The organism is Nocardiopsis sp. YSL2 (assembly GCF_030555055.1).
Classification (GTDB): Bacteria; Actinomycetota; Actinomycetes; order Streptosporangiales; family Streptosporangiaceae; genus Nocardiopsis.
The window spans coordinates 1,055,398-1,074,524 of record NZ_JAMOAO010000001.1; the positions used below are offsets into that span (position 1 = coordinate 1,055,398).

Sequence of the window (19,127 nt, forward strand, 5' to 3'; positions counted from 1 at the left end):
GCTCGTCGCCGCCCGGCCCGTTGGCGTTGTTCGTGCGCGACCAGGTACGGACGCACCGCCCGCACGCCGTCCTCGTCCACACACCAACCGAACTCCGGCAGCTCTACCGGAGCATCGCACGCGGCCCCACTGCCGCCTTCGGTGAACAGGGACCACGCCCGATCCGTGTGGGAGCGCCGCGCCTCGTCATAGCGCCTCACCCACTTCGGTTCCGGAGTCGGACGCGAAGTTGCGGGATTCAGGGGTTCCCGTCGCGGCGAGGGCTTGTGAGCTTCCAGCTCAGCCGGGCGCGAAGGAGGTCCGGACCTCGCCCCGACGATCGCGGCAAGAGCTACACCCACAGCCCACCGCACACGGTCGGCCCATCCCTGTCGGCGCCTGCGGTGCCGACCCGTACCATGACTCATAGATCTTCCTCCTGCTAACTCAGGTGGCGGATCACGCCTCGGGCGGTGCTGGAACACCGCCCGAGGCGCCTTCTCTTCTGTGTTTTCTCGGGGTTCGTTCGCCTTCGTGCTGGGCGGGGCGGGTGTCAATGGCCCCAGGGCCGTACGCCCCCGGAACTGCGCTTCCCGCCCACGTCACACGAAGGCCGCGAAATCCCTAAACCCCACGGAAAGGGCGCCCTTTCCGTCGGGGTGGTCGATGGTCGCTTGGGTTCGCGAGGTTCTTCAAGTCCGTCACGCCAGAAAAGCCAATAGGCCCGTTATCAGGCGTTTTGGTCGTCAGAGGTGGGCGGCGTCGATCCGGGAGGCCACCAGGTCGCTCATCTCGGTGACCGGCCGTTCCCACCGCTGCGGTAGTGAGGGCCAGCGGAGTGCGGTCGGGTAGCTCGCCGGGTCGTAGTCGTTGGCGATCCGGTACATGTGGAATCCCGCTTCGCGCAGCGGATCGATGACCCCTTGGACGGACGTCCCCTGTTTGGCGAGGGTGCGGGGTGTGACCTCGATGATCAGCTCGACGTCCGGGTGCAGTCGGGAGAGGGCCGGTGTGAGGCCGCGGAGTGCGGCTTCCTCGGCGCCTTCCACGTCGATCTTGATCAGTCGCACGTTCTGGAGTTCGGCGGACGTGAGGATGTCCGGGAGCGCATCGGTGGTGACACAAAAGAACTCGTCTGCGGTGCGCGGCCGAACCATGGAAGTACCTCCGAGGTTGCCGGGGCCGCCCAGGTACATTTCCACTCGGCCTGGCCCGGCGGCCACGGCGCGGTTGACGGTCCGTACGTTGCGCGCCCCGTTGAGGCGAGTGGCGGCCTGGAGTTGTCGGTGGAACCGGGGGACGGGTTCGATCGCCACGACTCGGCCGGCGCGCCCGACGAGGTGGGAGGCGAGCATCGTGTAGTAGCCGATGTTCGCGCCCACGTCGATGAAGGTGTCACCGGGGTTGAGGCGTTGGCTGATCCACGCGGTCAGGTGGGGTTCCCATGTGCCGAACATGTACAGGTAGCGCTGGATGATGTCACTGGTAGTGACCGGGAAACGAGCGCCCAAGCGGCTCCGTGCGAGCGTGGTGACGGGCGTGTGTGTGAGTTCGCGGTCCAGCCGCCGCACCGCCTGCTCGGGTGGGATGGTGGGTGTGTGGCGGATCGCGGCGCGTAGAGCGCTGCGGGCGAGCGGGTTCATCGGCGGCTCCGGTGAGGAGGAAGTGTGGGACGGGTTCCTGTGGTGTTCTTGCTGGTCGGGTTGACCGGGTCGGGGAAGACCACCTACACGCGGTCGGTCCTTGAGCCGCGCGGTGTGGTGCGGTTGTCGGTGGATGAGGAGGTCCACCGGAGGCATGGCCAGTACGGGGTGGACTATCCGGAGTGGGAGTACTTCGAGCGCCAGGCCCCAGTGGTGGAGTGGACTCGACAGCGTCTGCACGAGCTGGTGGCCGAGGGCCGTGACGTGGTGGTGGATCACGGTCTGTGGCGGCGTGCGGAGCGCGAGGAGTGGAAGAAGCTGGTCGAGGCGGCCGGGGCGCGGTGGCGGCTGCTGTACTTTCCGGTCGGCGAGGCTGAGTTGCTGCGTCGCTTGGCCGAGCGCAACCGGCGTGAGGACGCCAACGCGTTGACCGTGACACCGGAGGCGTTGGCGGACTTTGTGGCCCGGTTCGATCCCCCGGAGGGTGAGGGCGAGGAGGTCATCGCTGCGGGCTCGTTCCCGCACGGCTCGGCCGCCACTGGGTGAGGACCTGGTGGGCTTCTCCCTGCCAGGCGGCAGGGGTGCGGTCGAGCGTGACCGGGCGGAAGTCGAGCGCGGGGTCGGTGGTGTCGATCCGTTCGTCGTTCTGGCGCAGGTGGTTGAGGAAGCGGGCGGCTTCGTGGCGCACGGCCGGGTTGGTCTCGGTCCAGGTGCCGGAGGTGAGGCGGGCGATCCTGCGCCGCAGGTCGGCCTCGACCCCGGTTCGCCATTTGAAGTGGTGGACGACCGCGACCGGCCCGTTGGCGGGGTGGTGTCCGGGTGCTCGGTGGTTGCCCGAGGAGAGCGGGACGTCGGAGCGTGCGAGGACGATTTTGCGGGGATCCCCATGGAGGAGCCGGTGCGTGATCCAACCGCCCAGGGGATATGCCGTATCCAGTCGGTCTCGCAGATCGGCCCTGGTGTTTACCTCCTCTGGGGCGCACCATCCGGTGAGTTCCCCGGTACGGGTGACGCGGTCCAGCATCAGGCCCCGTACGACCGTGTGGCCTTCCTGCTCGGCGGTGGCGATCATCTCGGGAAGCGCGTCGGGGAAGGTGTGGAACTCGTCGCTGTCGGCGATCAGGTGCCATCCCTCCCCTGCCTGGGTGCGGAGGCGGTCGCGCAGGATCACGTTGGTGGTCTCGTGCCAGGGCCCGTGTTCTACCAGGGTCGAGGTGACCGCGAGATCCGTCAGGGTTGCGCGTAGGGCGCCCTCCGCGCCTGGTGGTGCGTGTTCGGGCAGGTGGAGCGCGAGGTGGAAGTCATTGGCGCCGAGGGTGCGGTAGTGCTCGACCCAGGCTCGCAGCAGGGCCGTCTCGACGGGGCCGATCACGGCGATCACGGGCGGTGTCACGGTGTGGGCTCCTTCGCGGCCAGGGTGTCGGACAGCTCGCGAAAGAGGGCGAGCATCTGTGCCGGGGTGCACAGCCCCAGGTCCTCCGCAGCGGTGAGCGGGGGCATGGACGGCGGGTGGGTCGCGGCGTGGTCGATGGCGTACGCGAGAGCGGCGGGATCGCGCGGTGGCACCACGACCGCCCAGCCGTGCACGCGGCTGGTCAGGTCTCGGTCGTGGTCGGAGAGCAGGAGCGGGACACCGAGCCGGGCGCAGTCCGCGACCAGGCCGGATTCCTTGCCGACCCCGGGATGGCGGATCACGGCGGTGAAGTCGCTGGCCGCGTATACCTGCCGGATGTCAGCGGGGGTGAGCGAGCCGGGCCTGGTGTGCAGGGTGACGTTGGGTGCCGTGGCCACTTGGTGCATGAGCACCGGGTCGGTGGGTCCTCCCGCGACGAGGACGTGGAGCGGGCGGGTGAGTCGTTCGAGTGCGGCGGCCACGGTGGCCATGTCCTTGTGGGGCCACCAGCCGCCCACCAGGCACAGGACCGGCTCCCCTTGGGGGATGGCAAGTGCTCGGCGAGCGTGGGTGCGTTCGTCAGCGGTGATCCGGTCCTCAGGGATAGCCAGAGCGAAAGGGTGGACGTCGGTGTTCAGATCGGGGAACAGGATGCTGATCTCGCCCTGGACCGCCGCGGTGGGGCACAGCACGGTCACCTCGCCGGGTCGGGTGAGGCGTCCAAGCGCGCGGATGAGGCCGTCCTCGGTGGTGATCACCTCGTGCACCACCCGCAGGTGCCGGGTTCGCGACAGGGCCCGGGTCAGGCCGTGGAGCGCTTCGCTGGCGGTGAGGACCACCGCCACCTCCGGCGAGCGCCCCAGGGTGTGGTGGGCGGTGCGCAGGGAGGCGGCTTCGATTAGACACCGGGCGAGCAGGGTGATCTGGTGCGGCAGCCGCCGGTGAGGCAGCAGGCAACGGGCGGCCGTAGCGGTTCGGTGGGCCGCGCCTCCCAGCAGGGCGAGGAACCGGCTGCTCGGTCCCTCCGTTCGCGGAGCCACACGTATGCCGTGTTCTCGGAGCGCATCGTGGATGTGGCCCGGTATCCCGTTGAGGGTGACCACGACCGTCTGATGGCCTTGGGCGGTGGCGGCTGTGGCGAGCTTGATGACGGCGTCCTGCCAGTGGCCCGCGTGCTCGGTGGCGGGTTCCACGAACACCACTGGCCCCGTCACAGCGCCTCGTTCTGTTCAGGTGTCTGCTCGAACCTCTCGCGCAACCAGCGGGGGTCGTTGAGGTGCTGCCACTGCGGGGCGTCGGCGGGTGTGGTGCGGGCGAAGTCGGCGCCCGCGGCCGCACCGCGCTGAACCCAATCGGTGAATTCGCCACCTGCGGGGGTGTGCCAGGCGCGGAGCTGTTCGCGTGTGGTGTGGGTGTGGGTGCCGTATTCGCAGCCTCGGGTGAGCATGGCGACTTCGCGGAAGGCGGCCTTCCAGGCGTGGTAGGGGCTCTGGTCGAAGCGGGTGGTGCCGGCCACGTGCGGGGAGAACTCCACGGTGCCGGGCAGAGCGGCCAGGACGTCGACGGCCTCGCCCAGGTGGCGCAGGGCATCGCGGCGGATGAGTTTCATGCCGCCGTACCCGTAGGCGCGGCCGGTGACGGGGTTGGAGGCCTTCCACACGCGCATGGCCACACCCTCGACCAGAGGTGCGGTGTCTGGGGTGAAGGAGGTGTTGATGCGGAAGTCGCCGTCAGCGAGGAGGAAGGTGTCGGCGTCCACCAGTTCGGCGGCCAGTCGGTAGGCGCGGCGCATGCCGACCACGCCGTGGAGGCGCTTGACCGGGCGGTCCAGGACCTGTTCGAGGTGGGTGTGCAGGTCGTTGGCGAGGGGTTCGTCGAAGGAGAGCATCACCGCGTCGGGGCGGGGGTTCATGCGATCGCCTCCAGGTAGCGGGCAGCCACTCGTTCGGGGGCCAGGGGGAGGGTGGAGTCGTGGGCGTGGTGGCTGTGGGTGGCCCAGAAGGCGGGGTCCTGGGCCAGGCGGTCGGCGAGCGTGACGGCGCTGTCGATGTCGTGGGGGTCGAAGAGCAGGTCTTCGTGGACCGCCTCGGCCATCCACGCCATCCGGGGTGCGATGACGGGCACGCCCATGGCGTGCAGGTCGATGATCGACATCGACCACGTACACCCGGGCCGCAAGGGTGCGAACCCGAGGGTGCTGTCGGCGAGGAAGGAGCGGTAGCGCTCGCGGTCGCCGCCATCGGAGCAGACGGTGACGCCGGGGGTGGCGGAGAGTCGGGCGAGGGCGTGTTCGGGGCTGGGGTCCAGGGCGATACGGGCGGGGTCGCGGCGGCCGAAGAGGTCCATAACGCGGAGGGTGAGGCCGTTGGCGGTGACCTTCTGGGCGATGTCGATGAAGTGGCTGGTGCCGTAGTGGCGGTAGAGCCGATGGTTGTACAACCCAACCGGATGCTCGGGGGCGACGGCCTCGGAACGTACGAGGCGGGGGTCGCGGGGCGGCGGGACGATGTGGATGAGGTCGTCGATGCCCGCCCGGTAGGTGTCGGAGGCCTGCAGGACCCAGTCGCGGGCGGTACGGGAGTGGACGAGAAGCCGGTCGCAGGCGGCCAGGCCGCTGGCGAAGGCCAGGCGGATGGGGACTTCGAGGCCGCCATCACTGAGGGAGGTGTCCTTGAGCAGGTGGCCGTGCTCGTCCACGGAGAAGGGCAGGTAGTGGCAGTAGCCGACGACCTGGGCGTTGCTGCCCGCGTCGAGCATCGCGGTGCGGACAGCCGGGGCGGCCTCGATCTGGTTGACCACGACGGTGTCCGGACGTGTGGCGCGCAGGAGTTGAGCGAGGTAGCCGACGTCGTGGGTGAGGCGCACGCGGTACTTGCTGGCCGCGGTGGGCGGGGGCACCATGTGGCGGACGCGGGGGTCGGTGACCGGGATCGGGCACACGAGGGTGACCTCGCATCCAGCGTCGGTGAGGGCCGAGGTGAGGATGTCGGCGTAGATCCACCCGGAGTCGGCGCTGAGTCGGGAGGCGTTGGAGACGTTGAGCAGGTACAGCATGGACCTGGACATAGGGGCTACTTTCGTCGTCGGTGGCGGGGTCAGTGGGCGAGGGAGGTGCTCGCGGCCAGCAGCGCGTCCACCTCGTGCTTGTGGAAACGGCGATGGCCGCCGGGGGTCCGGAAGCTGCTGATGCGGCCTTCGTTGGCCCAGCGGGAGACGGTCTTGGCATCCACGCGGAAGGCCTGAGCAACCTCCGTGGCGGTGAGCACGTCGACTGCGACGGAGACGGGTGTTTTCGGTGCTGTGGACATGACGGTCTGGGTTTCCTCTCCGAAGGAATGGGGTGTGCAAGGGGTGTGGGCACTGCGGGGCTCGTCGGCAGCGGCGTTCGGTAAGGGGCGCGAGGAAGCCGGATAGGTTGCCGAGCGGTCACCGCATCTAGGAGCTGTGCCGGGCCGTGTAGCCGGCGCGGTCGCGGGAGATCCGGTATTCGCAGTGGTGGATGTCCCGGCGCAGGTCGTCGGAGGTGGGCGCGATCAGCGGACGGACGTGCTCGGGACCGTGGAAGTAGGCATAGAAAGCCCGCTTGGACGGCGACCAGAGAATCGTCCACATCCGCCGGTACTCGCGTCGCAGGGCACGAGCGGCTTCGTAGCGCGACTGGTCGTGGTGAACGCTCCAGGCCACGGCACCGCCCCTACCGCGCGGGTGGGAAGTGACGGTCGAAGACCCCCCACACGGTGATGGGGCCTCCGGCACAGCCGTCCCACTCCCAATAGAGCGCCAGGTCAGAGAGGCGGCGCAGTCCTCTCCCCGTACCAGGGCCGGGATTCTCGGCGAGCGTTGGGAACGTGAGCGGCTCGCCCGGACGGGGGCCGTTGTCCGTGACCGCCAACCGGAAGGAGAAGGGCTCCTGGGTAAGGCTGATCCGCACCGCCCCACTGGGAAGGCCCGAGGCTGTGTGCTCCAGGGCGTTGGCGTAGAGGATGCCCATCGCGGTCAGCAGCGGCTGGGCTTCAGCCACCGGCAGCCCGCACGCTCGCAGCAGCCAGCGGGCCGCCGGTCGAACGTGTTCGGCTTCATGTCCGAACTCCGCGATCCACCTGTTGGGGTCTGCGCAACTGATGCGTCGAGGCAGTCGCGACAGGCCGGTAGAAGGGTCAGGGGTGCTATCCCGGCCTGTCCCAAGCCGGGTAATCTCCTGCATGTTGTCACCTGGTGTGTCGAGAGCGCATAGGGATGACCATGTCCCGGGGCTGCGAGAACAGTCGCCGGGACTCTGTCGTTCTAGGGTTTCGCCTCCTCCTGTCCTCCCGCGCTCACGCTCGAGCCCCTCCCGCACGCTCGGCTACCGGCGGTGGCGCGCAAGCACGGGGAGATCGAGTGCGAACCAGGATGTCCGCTGCTCTAACCTTCTTCAATAATGACTTGGGATTCCCAAGTGTCAAGGGGAATCGCTAAATCAACAGGGAAGGTTAGGATCTGAGCCATGAGACGGATACCTCGCACCCACAGCCCCAGCGTGCGCCGACGACGGCTGTCCGCGGAGCTGCGCCGCCTGCGCGCCAAGAGTGGGCTGACGCTGGAACAGGCAGCTCAGCGCACCGGCATCCCCAAGAGCCGTCTGGGCAGGATCGAGACCAGCGACCTGAAGACCGTCAAGGCCACCGACCTTGACGCCCTGATGGACCTGTACGAGATCACCGTCGAGGGCACCCGGGAAGCCATGCACACGCTCGCCCGGGAGGCCGGCGAACGCGGATGGTGGTCGCGCTACCGCGACATCTTCGGCGCGCATGCCCTGCCCGACTTCGAGGCCGAGGCGTCGGTGATCCGCACCTACGAGTGCCAGGTCGTCCCTGGCCTGCTCCAGACCCCGCGCTACACAGACGCGCTCGCCCGGGGTACTGCGGCCCTGGACGACACCGAGATCAAACGGCACGTGGATGCCAGGATGGAGCGGCAGCAGATCCTGACCCGGTTCTACCCGCCGGAGTTCTACGCCGTGATCGATGAGGCCGCGTTGCAGCGCAGGCCTCAGGATGTCGACATCATGCGTGAACAGCTCGAGCACCTGGTGGAGGTCTCGACACGGTCGAACATCCACATCCACGTCCTGCCGTTCAGCGCCGGGTTGCACGCCGCGACGATCGGCAGCTTCGTCATCATGGACTTCCCCGAGCCCCTGGACCCTTCGATCGGATTCGCCGAGACTCCTACGGATAGTCTGTTTGTAGAGACCGATCCTGAGCTGGCCCGGTACAACGCCATGTGGCACGAGGTGCACAACGCGGCGTCCACCCCGGCTCAGTCACGCGAGTTCCTCCAGGGTGTCCTGGCGGCGTTAGAGAGTGAACACTGATGCAGAACCTGTCGTGGCGCAAGTCCTCCTACAGCGGTGGAGGAGCGCAGAACTGCGTCGAGGTGGCGGAGCTGCCGACCGGTTCCGCCGTCCGCGACTCCCAGCACCCCGACGACGCGCAGCTCTACTTCCCCGTCTCGGAGTGGCGTGGCTTCCTCGCTCCAGTGAAGAACCAGGTCCGCTGACCCTCCCGCCTCGTGTCGGCCCCCGGAGCACCCACCGGGGGCCGGCGTGCGTCCGGACCTTCACCTAGACGGTATGTAGGGAGGGTTCGCGAAGAGGCCGGGACCCCGCTCACACGTTGCCGTGGGTTGCCGACCAGGCAGAACCTGGACGGTAGTGCCTACATGTGTGGGAGGTCCCGGTGTCTTTCGAGCCTACGACCGTCGGGCTGGACGTGCACGCCCGCTCCACCACCGCGTGCGCGATCTGCGGCCCCACCGGCGAAATCAGCACCATCCGCCTGAGCAGCGACCACACCCAGATCCTCGGCTGGCTCACCGGCCTCGCGACCCCGGTCCGTGTCGTCTATGAGGCCGGGCCCACCGGCTTCGCCCTGGCCCGCACCCTGACCGGGGCCGGCCTCGACTGCGTGGTGGCCGCCCCCTCCAAACTCCAGCGCCCCAGCGGCGACCGGATCAAGACCGACGCCCGCGACGCGCTGCACCTGGCCCGCCTGCTCCGCCTCGGCGAGGTCACCCCGGTCCGGGTCCCCACCCCGGCCCAGGAAGCCGCCCGTGATCTGTCCCGGGCCCGCGAGGACGCCCGCGCCGACCTGATGCGCGCCCGCCACCGCCTGTCCAAGCTCCTGCTGCGCCAGGGTCTGCTCTGGGAGGGCAAGAACACCTGGTCCTGGGCCCACCACGACTGGATCGCCCGCCAATCCTTCACCGACCCGGCCCTGCAGGCGGCCTTCGAAGCCGCCCACGAACAGGTCCTGATGGTGCGGGACCGCCGCGACCGGTTGGATGAGGCCATCACCCAGCAGGCCGCCGACCCCGGGTGGGCGCCGGTGGTGGAGCGGCTGCGGTGCCTGCGCGCGATCTCCACTGTCACCGCGTTCGGGCTGGCCACCGAGATCGGTGACTGGCACCGCTTCACCGGGTCCAGCATCGGCGCGTATGTGGGACTGGTGCCCAGCGAGCACTCCTCGGGGTCCCGCCGTGTGCTGGGTCCGATCACCAAGACCGGCAACACCCACGTGCGCCGGCTGCTGGTGGAGGCCGCCTGGCACCACCGCCGCCCCTACCGTCAGCCCACCCGCGAGATGCGCGCCCGGTGGGAGAGGGCCCCGGCAGCGGCCAGGTCCCGGGGGCATGCGGGCAACCACCGCCTGCACCGCCGTTGGGCCCGTTTCGATGAGCGCGGCAAGAAGCCGTCGGTGGCCGTGGTCGCGATCGCCCGGGAGCTGGCCGGGTGGTGCTGGGCACTGGCCGTGGTGCAGGAGTGAGCCCTTGCGATAAGCCGACCGGTGGGAGGGCGCTGCGTGCCGCCGCGTGAGGAACGATCCGCGATACAGCTATGAGCAGCCCGGGGCTGACCCCCTGGGCCACGCTCGTTCTCTAGAGCCGCGGCCTCGTTCCCGCCGAACAGCCCGTCCTGCGGTAGCCAACCCGCGCATATCAGTCTGACCACGCGTCGTGCATGACACGCGGGCCGCAGGCTGCCTTCCCACCGGTCCCCATAACGAACCTGTGGCGCCTTCTCCGCCAGCTTCAGGATCCTCACGCCCTCGCTGGTGGTCAAGGTCGTTCGTCCCTCGCTGCGCTCGGGGCGCTCCACCTTGACTTCCAGCTCAGCGCGAGGGATCGGCATCTGTCGAAGAAGACCAGGGACCACCCCAGCAGGGAGACCAGCGGTGGCAGATCACCACCTATCACCGCTGGTCAGCGCTGCGCTCTTGACAAAAAACCCTACATATCAGTTGTTCTGCGGCGCGCGATAGGAGGCGATCCCGGCTCACTAGGACCTCCATCACTACCAGCACAAGGAACTCTTGGATTCAGGGGAACTGCCTGCTCACGCCACCCCATGCCTGCATCATGGTCATGGAGGGGCTACGCCCCCATGGCCACCACTCCCTTGGAGCCCTGCATCCACTCATCGGAGGAGCCAACCGTGACCGCATCCTGCAGTGCGTACCTGTGCGGCACACTGCCTGAGAACGTTCGTCTGCTGGCTGAGTGGGCACCACGGCTACACGACGACACCCCGGTGGCCGTCTACATCGAGCCCACCGATGACAGGTTCGCGATCGCGGTGGATGTCGATGACGTGGACACCGGGATCGCCGTCATTCCCGAGCTACGACGAGTGTGGCAGCAAGCCCGCCAGGTCTTGGGGCCCAACAGCCTGCCACTGACTCAGGCCGTCATCGAACACGAAGACTCTCACCAGCACTGGAAGGCCATGAACCACTGGCGCCAGGACAAGCGCCTGGCCGACTTGCACGCGGATGGGTTCAACGGCATGACCGAGGCCAGCCGTCGTGCCCAGGAGTCGTAAGTTCGGAGCATTTTGCCGTTCCGTGGCCCTTCGACCCCTTGCCAGAGCGGCACCGAGCCCGCCCACCAGAGAGCGAACACGGCCCCAGACGGCCACGCCCGCCCCAACATCCTTCCGGGCCGCAGACGATCCAATCAGCTGTGCCTCGTGGAGGTGTCTTGGCCCCGCAGTCAGAGCACCCCTTGTGTTGTCGTACCGGAATGCGACCATGGCCCCATGGAAGCGCATAAGAACCCCGACTACCTGCGGTCACTCTCCCGTGCGTTGGAGGACTTTCGAGACGCTCTCGTTGAGTTTCTCGAACTGCACATGACTCATGACGGTCCAGGAGCCGTCGGACGTGGGCTCGCACCAGCAGTCTTCGCTCTAGATAACGCCGACCCGGAAGAGATCGAGCGCCGGTCAGCCAAGGTGTCCCGGGCAGCAGGGCGCGCGGCTGCCGTGACACCACTGACCGGAATCCAAGTGAACGTGCAGGGCGTGGGCGTCATCGACCCGATCGTGAACTGGCAGTCGATGACCAGGCCCAAACCCCTAGTGGAGCCCAAAGAGCTCCTGCACACGTGCGACTACGCACTGGGGCACTTGGAAGGGTTGATCCTCCAAGCCGAGGCGGAAATGCCCCCCACTGTAGGAGCGGAGGCAATGCACCCTACGGTGTGGGGTGCGTCCAAGCGTCTGTGGCGCGACAGGCACTATCGGCAGGCAGTGACCGCAGCTGCTGAAGCGGTCGTGCAGATGGTCAAGAACCGAACTGGACGCAACGACGTGGCCGAAACGTCTCTGTGGCAGGAGACCTTCGCGGACAGGGCCCCGCAGCCGGGCAAGCCTCGCTTGCGTTGGCCGGGAGATCCAGCCGATAATCACGTGAAAAACATGAACGCGGGCCTGCGAAACTTCGCCCCGGGCGTGCAGATGACGATCCGCAACTCCTCCACTCATCAACTTCAAGAACTAGATGAGCAAGCCGCTTTGGAGCGACTGTCCACTCTCAGTCTGCTGGCTCGGTGGGTGGACGAATGCGATTTGTTGGAGGCCTCAGCTCAATCCACGGATTGAAAGCCGCCGAGTGCTCCGTCAGCGCACGGTGGATCTGCCAGCTCGCCCAAGACGGCAAGTTGGTCACACGTAGCGCGTCCTCTCCGCTCCTGCGCCTCCTCGGTGACATCCTGGACCTCTCCTCCCAAGCAGGAAGGCCAGCGCATGAGCGACCCCCGTGCAGATGACCAGTTCGTCGTGCTCCTCAGCGAAGTCGAGAATAACGGCCGCCAGCTCCTTCCCCCAGATCAGTACACGCCCAGGGAAGGCTGGCGGTATGACCTCAACGACGACCCCGCTCTCACCGTTGAAGTCACCGTTCTCACGAAGAGTGTGCGACTCACGGGCGAACTGATCGGCGAGTTCACCTACCGCAAGGAGATGGCCGAGCGGCTGCATAAGTCCGGCCGAAGCACCAACGCGAACCGCATCGCCCGCAACGAAGCCTTCGAGGCGAGCCAACGTCTTCTGGAGAGCCGGAGCGCCGTGCGCCCCGTGATGGAAGGGCTCTACGACATCAACACCGCTAAGACCACGGTGGAACGCCTGCGCGAGCACCTGCCGGAGTTCGTCCACCTCCGAGTAGCCGACAGCGACCAGCCGATCCTGTGGCGCGTCCCGCTCGACGAGGTCGACAACTGGGCTCTGGTCCAGGTGCAGGCTACGTCGAACTGACACAGCTCGGGCTTGCGCACAGGAGGTTACTTCCGCACCCTCATGCTGAGATCGGACTTTGCGCCCAAGGCCCGGAGGCTCACTGCCTCCGAGTCTTCGTCGTTCAGCTCTCTCCCTGCTGCCACTGCTCGATGATGTACCGTGCCTGCTTGCGTACCTCAGACTGGTTTGGGTTGAGCTTATGCTTGCGATACACCCGCATCAGCTCGCTCGTGACCTGGCTCTCCGTCTTTCCGGAAGCGTTGTCGGTCACCCTCTGAGCGTCGGCCTGGGCGGCGTTCAGCTCCTTCGTAACCTGCTTCTCCAGGTCCTTGGTCACCTTCTTAAGCTCCCGCTCGAACTTACGAGCATCAAAACCTTTGGCCATGTTGGCTCCTTCGCTAGACGTTCCTAGCAGGCTAAACACGGGGTACGACATTGCGCATTCGCGATCTGCCCGGCGACCGGCACCGCAACCTCGCCGGTACACCCCCACATTGCCGGGCACTCCACGTCCCGCCCCCGACTCCGCGCTGCTGGGGGTAGGCGCGTCGGCCCGGGGCGGGGCATTCACTCTCCTTGCTTCGGCAGAACCTGCGCGGCCGCGAACACCACTAACAGCAGCCACCTATGCCGCACCCGGATACCCCGGGCTGAACAACAGATACGCCACGCGCGACCACGCCACCAACCGTGATCAACATCCTGTGAGGCCCTCTGTGTCAGGCTCAAGTGGGACATGCACACCTCCGTGTGGGGGAAGCCGGAGCGGGAGGCGCGAGGGAGCCACAAGTGTGGCACGATGCACCAGAACTCTCCTGGCCTACGAGGACCTCGCGAGGTGCCATCAGACGCCGCCCACCGCCGGTTCGTGCTCCGTTCGTGCTCCGCAGTTCCGTCCTGACACGACACCAGGCGGCACCACACGGCCCCAGACGGCCTTCGAATCCTGCCGGGTGCGCCACAAAACTCCAGTTCAAACGGGGCGCGTCGCCTCATCTTCGAGGAGCCGCCGCACTGATGGGACCAGGGTGGGACCGAGATGGGACCAGCCTCCCCTTCACCCTTCGGCCCGCCCCCGCTGGTACGACCTGCCGGAGTCGCGCAGCACCAGCCACGCCGTTCGCTTCACCGCCTCCGGCGATACGGTGCCGGCCGGACCCAGCATCACCTTCGACGGCTTCCCAGGTTCACACGAGTGCCGGGAGGCGATCCCGACACACCAGAACCTCTACCGCACCCGGGACGGAACACCTTTTACTTGGCCCGGCGTCCAAGATAGATGCGTGACTCCCAGGGGCGTAGCGGCGCGAGTACGGTGTTTGGCTCCCTGTGAGTGCCGAGGAGGAGTTGGGGGCTGTTCCCGAACTCCTCCGGTCGCAGATTTACTTCGGCCACCTCCCCACTCCAGTTGGCAAGAACCAGGAGGATCTGCTCACCGAGCGTCCGCGTGTAAGCGTAGATCGAATCGTGCTCCTCGAGCAGAGGCGCGAACGTGCCATGCACGATGACTGGATACCGCTTGCGCAGATCGATTATCCGCCTGTAATGATGGAACACCGAGCCAGGATCGTCAACGGCTGCCTGAGCGTTGATCTCGGTGTGGTTGGAGTTAACGCTGATCCAAGGGGTGCCGGGGGTGAATCCGGCATTCGCCGAAGCGTCCCACTGCATGGGCGTGCGGGCGTTGTCTCGGCTCATCCGTCTGATAGCCGGCATCACCGCCTCGGCGGTGGTCCGCCCGGAGGCCCTTATTTCTCGGTAGTGACGAAGCGTCTCGATGTCCCGGTAGTCTTCAATGTCGTCGAAGTGGGCGTTGGTCATGCCTAGCTCTTCGCCCTGGTACACAAACGGTGTTCCCTTCAGCATGTGCAGGGTCGTGGCCAGGGTCTTGGCAGATGTCTCGCGGTACCGCTCGTCATCACCGAATCGCGAAACGACGCGGGGCTGATCATGGTTGCTCCAGTAGAGGCTGTTCCAGCCGCAATCGCCCAGTTCGGTCTGCCAGCGGTTGAGGGAAGATTTGAGCACCCTCAGATCCAGGGGAACCGGATCGAACTTGCCGCCGGGGCCGTGGTCGACGTCGACATGCTCGAACTGGAAGACCATGTTCAGCTCGTGCCGGTCGGGGTTGGTGTGCAGTCGGGCCTGGCCTACGTCGACACCGGGCATCTCTCCGATAGTTACGACATTGCGTCCGGCGAAGACCGTCTCGTGCATCTCGCTGAGGAATTCGTGCAAGCGCGGACCGTTGATGACGTGTTCGTCGGGAGATCCGAAGTCGCCGACGGGTCGGCCGTCGGGTAGTCCGGGGCTCTTGGAAACGAAATTGACGACGTCCATTCGGAAGCCGTCGGCGCCTCGGTCAAGCCACCAGCGGGCGATCTCGTGTACCTCCCTGCGCACCCGTGGGTCGTCCCAGTTCAGGTCGGGCTGGCGACGGGAGAAGAGGTGGAGGTAGTACTCGCCGGTCGCCTCATCTAAATCCCAGGCCGATCCTGAGAAGACCGACCCCCAGTTATTGGGGGCTTGCCCGTCCTCTCGCGGCGAACGCCAGAAGTAGTAGCCACGCTTCTCTGAATCGACGGAGGATCTGGATTCGGTGAACCAGGGGTGCTCATCGCTGGTGTGGTTGACCACGAGGTCCATTACCAGGCGCATTCCACGCTCGTGCAACCCGTCCCGCAGCCGATCCCAGTCCGCAAGCGTTCCGAAACGGGGGTGGATGTCAAAATAGTCGCTGATATCGTATCCGTTGTCCTCCCAAGGTGACGGATAGATAGGTGACAACCAGACCGCGTCTACACCCAGCAATTTCAGATAGTCGAGCCTGCCGATGACGCCTGCCAGATCGCCTACGCCGTCCCCGTCGCTGTCCTGGAAACTGCTGGGGTAGATTTGGTAGACGACACTGGATTTCCACCACTCGGGGTCTGGCTGCAGCGGCATGAACGATCCCACCTTTCAGGGGTTTTGTACTTCTATGACTGGTTGCGCAATCATGAAGGTCAGTATGGAGTCGAGATTCTGAGGTGGTCATTGGTTTGCGGAGAAGTACGCACGGAGCCTCGATGCTGCACGAACAGCAACTTTCCTGGCGGGTTCTCCGGAGACGACTGCGGCCTGAGCCTCACCGAGAACGGACCACATGAGGTGGACATCGTGGAAGGAGGGCATCATAGTCCCATTTTTACAAAGCCCCTGGTAGACGTCTAGATCGGTGTCGCCCTTGTTGATTCCATTCCGAGCTGCAGGTGCGACGACAGCACTGGACAGGGTCTGCATGACCGAAGCCTGAGCGAGGTGCTCAGAGAACAGGTCGTGGGCGATCAGCTTACTCCTCCCTCTTCTTGCCATCATGAGGCCGTGGACCAGGGTTAAGGAAACCGCAGAGCCACCCTCGGCGAAAGGTGGGACAGGACTGACTACTGTAGGAACTCCGGATCTCCGGGCGTGCCTGAGACCGTCTGAAGTGCTAATCAGAAAGGCGGATCGGCGATTGCAGAATATGCCGAGTGCCTCCCGAGCATCCATGGTACGGCGAAGTATCCCGGAGCCGCGTTCTCCCATTCGTCCGATCGTCTCCAGTGCGTTAACGGATTCTTCAGAGTCCAGAAGCACCTGACTCCTGTCCCAGGGGGCTTCAGGTGCTCGCCCTAGTACCCGCCCTCCTGCACTGGAAAATATTGGCCATATCTGGAACGGATCACCCTGATCACCGATCCTCAGGCAGAGGACTTCGTCCACGCGGCCACTATCTCGCAGAGCGAGTCCGAGGGTGATCATCTCCTCGACCGTTGTGGGTACTTCGGGCACCAACTCCTTGTTCCTGATCAGAGCGACAGCGTCGAGAGTCGTCGGAAGTCCGTACAGCCCTCCCTTATAGGTGAGCGCATCTAGTGCCCAGCCAGGGAAGAGGGACCGGTGCTTGACCGAAAGGGTTGTCGATTCCAATACTCCGTGGTCGGCGAAGCTCCCGATCCAATCATGAGGAGCGATGATCGCATCCGGAACCAGCTTCCCATCCAAGGAGTCGCGAATGAACTTCTCTCTGGCACCCGAACCGACATCCTCTTCAAAGTCCACGGCCACACCATAGGTGTTCATAAAATCGTCGCGGAATAGGTTGATCGCGGAAGCGCGCGACATGTCCGTTTGGACAAGAACTTCGGAGGAAAGATCTGTTAGATGACCATATTGGTTTCTCTCCCACCTGACGCCTTTGGCGTCCGTGAACGTCAGCCTCACACGGAAGAAGTCGCTCCCGTCTTCTCCCCCTCCATCTGGGCTCTCGACGGTGAAGTGTTCCGCATCTGCTTTGGGTGGCAGAACCCCAACCTGGAATTTCAGTAACTCGGAACGGCCGTCCGACGAGAACAGAACGATGTGCGCGTGGTAGACAGGAGCGCCCGACTTATTCTGTATGAAAACTCCGCTCTCACTGGTTTCCGGGGATTCCTGCCACCAACAACTGAGGAGTTCCGCCTGGGCCCTGCGCCTGGAGGCCTCTTGGATGGATCGCTCCTCTTGCGAGAGCTGATCCCTCTCCGTTTCGAGTTTGTACATCCGACGGGCCACCTGTGAGGTGATCCATGCGCTGGATAACGCCAGGACTGCGGATATCGACGCCACCCAGGCGGGGACGTCGACGTCTCCAGGTACCATGGCCACCTCCCAACAGATCCAGGCAGGGAAGAACGGTGGGACAATCGTATCTGAAGGGAACAGCTTCCGTGTGAACTCTGTGAATGAATTTACGAGAGTTTCTCATGGGGCGTTTATCGATCGAGCCCGGCGTCGCGGTCGAGTGGCGAATCATTCGCATACCACGCACGATCAGACTTAGTACCCCAGTTGTAGATTCGGTTTGCCCTGGTAGATGACCACCTGCTGGACTCTGCGAGACGAAGTCTCGCTGACCCGGACGTTCCCAGCACACACGAACGGCCACCGCCCGATCATCGATGGTTGTGAAGACACAGAATCCCGAGGCGGTGGCCGCGGCCACCCGCCCACAGCGACTACTCCTGTATTCGCAGGTAGTCATGATGGGGCGGTAGTTAGGAGGACGAGAGCCGCCGCAGGACAAGGCGAGCGGGTTCGAGCACGGCCCAGTCCTCCCCCTGATCCAGGAGCACGCGGCAGCCGTCCTGGATCTCCTCCCGAGCCCAGAGATCCTCGATGACAGCGAGGGTTGTTTCGTTCGTTCCAGTCAGCTTCACGGGCATTGGCGGCCGGGAGGTCCTTAGCAAGGGGGCAGAGGTGCTGCGAACACCCTTGGTGTGCAGACGTTCCTCGGACAGCTTGGTCGCCAGGAAGTCCGGCGTGCTCCTTCCCGCGTCTGACAGCTTGGATCCCGGAGGGGCGGTGCCAAGAGGTCGAGGTCGGTCAAGTCACTTCTTCAGGTGGCTGGTCTTGGACACCCCAGGCCTGGTCAAAGCGGCCAGGGAGGTGTAGCCCTGACTCATCGTCCACGCCCACGGCCGACCCGACGACGCGGTCTTGTCATTGACGATCGGGGCGTCAAGCCGCACGGTGTCGGATTCCTTCGGACCTGAGAGCAGGAACACCTTGTAGTGATCCCCTTCCTCCCTGACGCGGGCGTCCAGAGCCCACCGGATGAGCTGCCCGATCCGGGCATCGTTCCCACCCAGGGCCTCGCGACGATCAGCCTCGACCTGGGTGAACGGGACGCGATCCTCCCAGGCGCGGATGTGCGCGATCTCCGGTTGAATGGCCCGGTCGGCGTAGAAGCCCTGATGTGTCACCCCGGGTTGGAAGAAGCGGTCCGGTTGGCAGATGTAGGCAGAAGTCTTGAGGTACTCGCCGTAGGCGAGGCCGGCCGCGACGACCACGACGTCGTCGTGTGTGATCAGGCCCTCCGCCTCGAATAGGGCTTGGAGTTCACCCAGTAGGAAGCGGTCACGTTCCGAGGACGGGAGGAGGGTGTCGTTCAGGACTTCGGTGATGGCGTCGTGCAGAGCTGCGAAGTCGAACCACACCACCCGTTCGTTCGCCAGAGCATCGATCACCGCAGGCCTGACGGGGTCGGGGGTGAGTACGAACAGCAACCTCTTGGACTTGCTTCCAGCGTCCTTGTCGAGGTGCTCCAGGTGGCCGGTGATCTGAATTCGGTCCTTGATGGCGTTAGGGACGGTCTTGACCTCGAACAGGTAGATGAAGTCGGCTGCGATACGCGCGTCGGGAACGGTGCCCTCACCGGTCGAGGGCTGGTTGATGAAGGAAACCATCTCCAGGGTGGACTCGCCTGAGGCCTTGGCCAGGATGCGTTCGGTCAGGGACAGGCCGACGCGTTCGAAGACGGCCAGCATGGAGGAGGTGACCCGGTTCTCGCCGTGGCTGTAGGTGGAGAACAGCGGTGTGGACGACATGGAAACGACCTCCTGGGGGTGTTAGTGGTCGGTCTTCACCGTGCAGCAAGAGTTGGTCTCTGGCCAACGAAGACCTCGCGAGGTGCCATCGGACGCCGCCAAGGGCCAGTGTGTGCTCCGATTATGCTCCGCAGTTCCGTACTGGCACGGCACCGGGCAGCACC

Annotated in this window: 19 protein-coding genes; 7 read left to right on the forward strand and 12 right to left on the reverse strand. The window is 65.6% G+C overall.

Features of this window, described 5'->3' with window-relative positions:
* Window positions 1-725: 725 nt before the first annotated feature.
* Window positions 726-1,622 (reverse strand): FkbM family methyltransferase, encoded by an 897-nt coding sequence (locus tag M1P99_RS04510; protein ID WP_304451406.1) that lies wholly within the window; start codon window positions 1,620-1,622, stop codon window positions 726-728.
* A 24-nt stretch (window positions 1,623-1,646) separates the two neighbouring features.
* Here M1P99_RS04510 and M1P99_RS04515 point away from each other — a divergent pair, with 24 nt between their 5' ends.
* A complete protein-coding gene (locus M1P99_RS04515; protein ID WP_304451407.1) occupies window positions 1,647-2,168 on the forward strand; it encodes an ATP-binding protein in 522 nt (173 codons plus the stop codon).
* Here the strand turns inward: M1P99_RS04515 and M1P99_RS04520 are convergent.
* The 7 genes from M1P99_RS04520 to M1P99_RS04550 all read right to left on the reverse strand — a co-directional run bounded on the left by M1P99_RS04520 (window position 2,122) and on the right by M1P99_RS04550 (window position 7,219).
* The gene (locus M1P99_RS04520; protein WP_304451408.1) at window positions 2,122-3,015 is read right to left on the reverse strand and encodes a glycosyltransferase family 2 protein; all 894 of its coding nucleotides are present in this window, start codon (window positions 3,013-3,015) and stop codon (window positions 2,122-2,124) included. The two genes, M1P99_RS04515 and M1P99_RS04520, sit on opposite strands and share 47 nt — an antisense overlap.
* Window positions 3,012-4,229, reverse strand: a complete 1,218-nt coding sequence (locus M1P99_RS04525; RefSeq protein WP_304451409.1) for a glycosyltransferase — start codon at window positions 4,227-4,229, stop codon at window positions 3,012-3,014. The genes M1P99_RS04520 and M1P99_RS04525 overlap by 4 nt, the downstream gene beginning before the upstream one ends.
* A complete protein-coding gene (locus M1P99_RS04530) occupies window positions 4,226-4,927 on the reverse strand; it encodes a hypothetical protein (protein ID WP_304451410.1) in 702 nt (233 codons plus the stop codon). Before M1P99_RS04530 ends, M1P99_RS04525 begins: the two co-directional genes overlap by 4 nt.
* Window positions 4,924-6,081: a glycosyltransferase gene (locus tag M1P99_RS04535; protein WP_304451411.1), complete on the reverse strand. Its 1,158-nt coding sequence runs from the start codon at window positions 6,079-6,081 to the stop codon at window positions 4,924-4,926. The genes M1P99_RS04530 and M1P99_RS04535 overlap by 4 nt, the downstream gene beginning before the upstream one ends.
* 29 nt (window positions 6,082-6,110) lie before the next feature.
* On the reverse strand, window positions 6,111-6,323 hold the full coding sequence (locus M1P99_RS04540; protein ID WP_304451412.1) for a BldC family transcriptional regulator: 213 nt from the start codon (window positions 6,321-6,323) through the stop codon (window positions 6,111-6,113).
* Window positions 6,324-6,450: 127 nt separating this feature from the next.
* Window positions 6,451-6,699: a hypothetical protein gene (locus tag M1P99_RS04545; RefSeq protein ID WP_304451413.1), complete on the reverse strand. Its 249-nt coding sequence runs from the start codon at window positions 6,697-6,699 to the stop codon at window positions 6,451-6,453.
* A gap of 10 nt (window positions 6,700-6,709) precedes the next feature.
* Complete coding sequence (locus M1P99_RS04550) at window positions 6,710-7,219, reverse strand: ATP-binding protein (protein WP_304451414.1); 510 nt, start codon at window positions 7,217-7,219, stop codon at window positions 6,710-6,712.
* A 282-nt stretch (window positions 7,220-7,501) separates the two neighbouring features.
* Here M1P99_RS04550 and M1P99_RS04555 point away from each other — a divergent pair, with 282 nt between their 5' ends.
* From M1P99_RS04555 to M1P99_RS04580, 6 genes are all read left to right on the forward strand, one after another.
* Complete coding sequence (locus tag M1P99_RS04555; RefSeq protein ID WP_304451415.1) at window positions 7,502-8,374, forward strand: helix-turn-helix transcriptional regulator; 873 nt, start codon at window positions 7,502-7,504, stop codon at window positions 8,372-8,374.
* Window positions 8,374-8,559: a DUF397 domain-containing protein gene (locus M1P99_RS04560; RefSeq protein WP_304451416.1), complete on the forward strand. Its 186-nt coding sequence runs from the start codon at window positions 8,374-8,376 to the stop codon at window positions 8,557-8,559. The genes M1P99_RS04555 and M1P99_RS04560 overlap by 1 nt, the downstream gene beginning before the upstream one ends.
* A gap of 179 nt (window positions 8,560-8,738) precedes the next feature.
* Entirely contained in the window at window positions 8,739-9,824 is a 1,086-nt protein-coding gene (locus M1P99_RS04565) for an IS110 family transposase (RefSeq protein ID WP_304451417.1), read from the forward strand.
* A 668-nt stretch (window positions 9,825-10,492) separates the two neighbouring features.
* A complete protein-coding gene (locus tag M1P99_RS04570; protein ID WP_304451418.1) occupies window positions 10,493-10,879 on the forward strand; it encodes a hypothetical protein in 387 nt (128 codons plus the stop codon).
* Window positions 10,880-11,095: 216 nt separating this feature from the next.
* Window positions 11,096-11,938: a TIGR02391 family protein gene (locus tag M1P99_RS04575; protein ID WP_304451419.1), complete on the forward strand. Its 843-nt coding sequence runs from the start codon at window positions 11,096-11,098 to the stop codon at window positions 11,936-11,938.
* A gap of 144 nt (window positions 11,939-12,082) precedes the next feature.
* A complete protein-coding gene (locus M1P99_RS04580) occupies window positions 12,083-12,592 on the forward strand; it encodes a hypothetical protein (RefSeq protein WP_304451420.1) in 510 nt (169 codons plus the stop codon).
* 103 nt (window positions 12,593-12,695) lie between these two features.
* Here the strand turns inward: M1P99_RS04580 and M1P99_RS04585 are convergent, their stop codons facing one another.
* The 4 genes from M1P99_RS04585 to M1P99_RS04600 form a co-directional block, all read right to left on the reverse strand.
* Window positions 12,696-12,959, reverse strand: coding sequence for a hypothetical protein (locus M1P99_RS04585; protein ID WP_304451421.1), 264 nt, complete (start codon window positions 12,957-12,959; stop codon window positions 12,696-12,698).
* A gap of 869 nt (window positions 12,960-13,828) precedes the next feature.
* On the reverse strand, window positions 13,829-15,520 hold the full coding sequence (locus M1P99_RS04590; protein WP_304451422.1) for an alpha-glucosidase: 1,692 nt from the start codon (window positions 15,518-15,520) through the stop codon (window positions 13,829-13,831).
* Window positions 15,521-15,607: 87 nt separating this feature from the next.
* The gene (locus M1P99_RS04595) at window positions 15,608-17,137 is read right to left on the reverse strand and encodes an extracellular solute-binding protein (protein WP_304451423.1); all 1,530 of its coding nucleotides are present in this window, start codon (window positions 17,135-17,137) and stop codon (window positions 15,608-15,610) included.
* Between the two features lie 827 nt (window positions 17,138-17,964).
* Window positions 17,965-18,963 (reverse strand): hypothetical protein, encoded by a 999-nt coding sequence (locus M1P99_RS04600; protein WP_304451424.1) that lies wholly within the window; start codon window positions 18,961-18,963, stop codon window positions 17,965-17,967.
* Window positions 18,964-19,127 lie beyond the last annotated feature (164 nt).

Coding starts and splice junctions, on each gene's coding strand:
- M1P99_RS04540 (WP_304451412.1), bottom strand. CDS start 6,323: ATGTCCACAGCACCGAAAACACCCGTCTCCGTCGCAGTCGACGTGCTC.
- M1P99_RS04580 (WP_304451420.1), top strand. CDS start 12,083: ATGAGCGACCCCCGTGCAGATGACCAGTTCGTCGTGCTCCTCAGCGAA.
- M1P99_RS04555 (WP_304451415.1), top strand. CDS start 7,502: ATGAGACGGATACCTCGCACCCACAGCCCCAGCGTGCGCCGACGACGG.
- M1P99_RS04575 (WP_304451419.1), top strand. CDS start 11,096: ATGGAAGCGCATAAGAACCCCGACTACCTGCGGTCACTCTCCCGTGCG.
- M1P99_RS04560 (WP_304451416.1), top strand. CDS start 8,374: ATGCAGAACCTGTCGTGGCGCAAGTCCTCCTACAGCGGTGGAGGAGCG.
- M1P99_RS04530 (WP_304451410.1), bottom strand. CDS start 4,927: ATGAACCCCCGCCCCGACGCGGTGATGCTCTCCTTCGACGAACCCCTC.
- M1P99_RS04590 (WP_304451422.1), bottom strand. CDS start 15,520: ATGCCGCTGCAGCCAGACCCCGAGTGGTGGAAATCCAGTGTCGTCTAC.
- M1P99_RS04535 (WP_304451411.1), bottom strand. CDS start 6,081: ATGTCCAGGTCCATGCTGTACCTGCTCAACGTCTCCAACGCCTCCCGA.
- M1P99_RS04510 (WP_304451406.1), bottom strand. CDS start 1,622: ATGAACCCGCTCGCCCGCAGCGCTCTACGCGCCGCGATCCGCCACACA.
- M1P99_RS04550 (WP_304451414.1), bottom strand. CDS start 7,219: ATGCAGGAGATTACCCGGCTTGGGACAGGCCGGGATAGCACCCCTGAC.
- M1P99_RS04585 (WP_304451421.1), bottom strand. CDS start 12,959: ATGGCCAAAGGTTTTGATGCTCGTAAGTTCGAGCGGGAGCTTAAGAAG.
- M1P99_RS04595 (WP_304451423.1), bottom strand. CDS start 17,137: ATGTACAAACTCGAAACGGAGAGGGATCAGCTCTCGCAAGAGGAGCGA.
- M1P99_RS04600 (WP_304451424.1), bottom strand. CDS start 18,963: ATGTCGTCCACACCGCTGTTCTCCACCTACAGCCACGGCGAGAACCGG.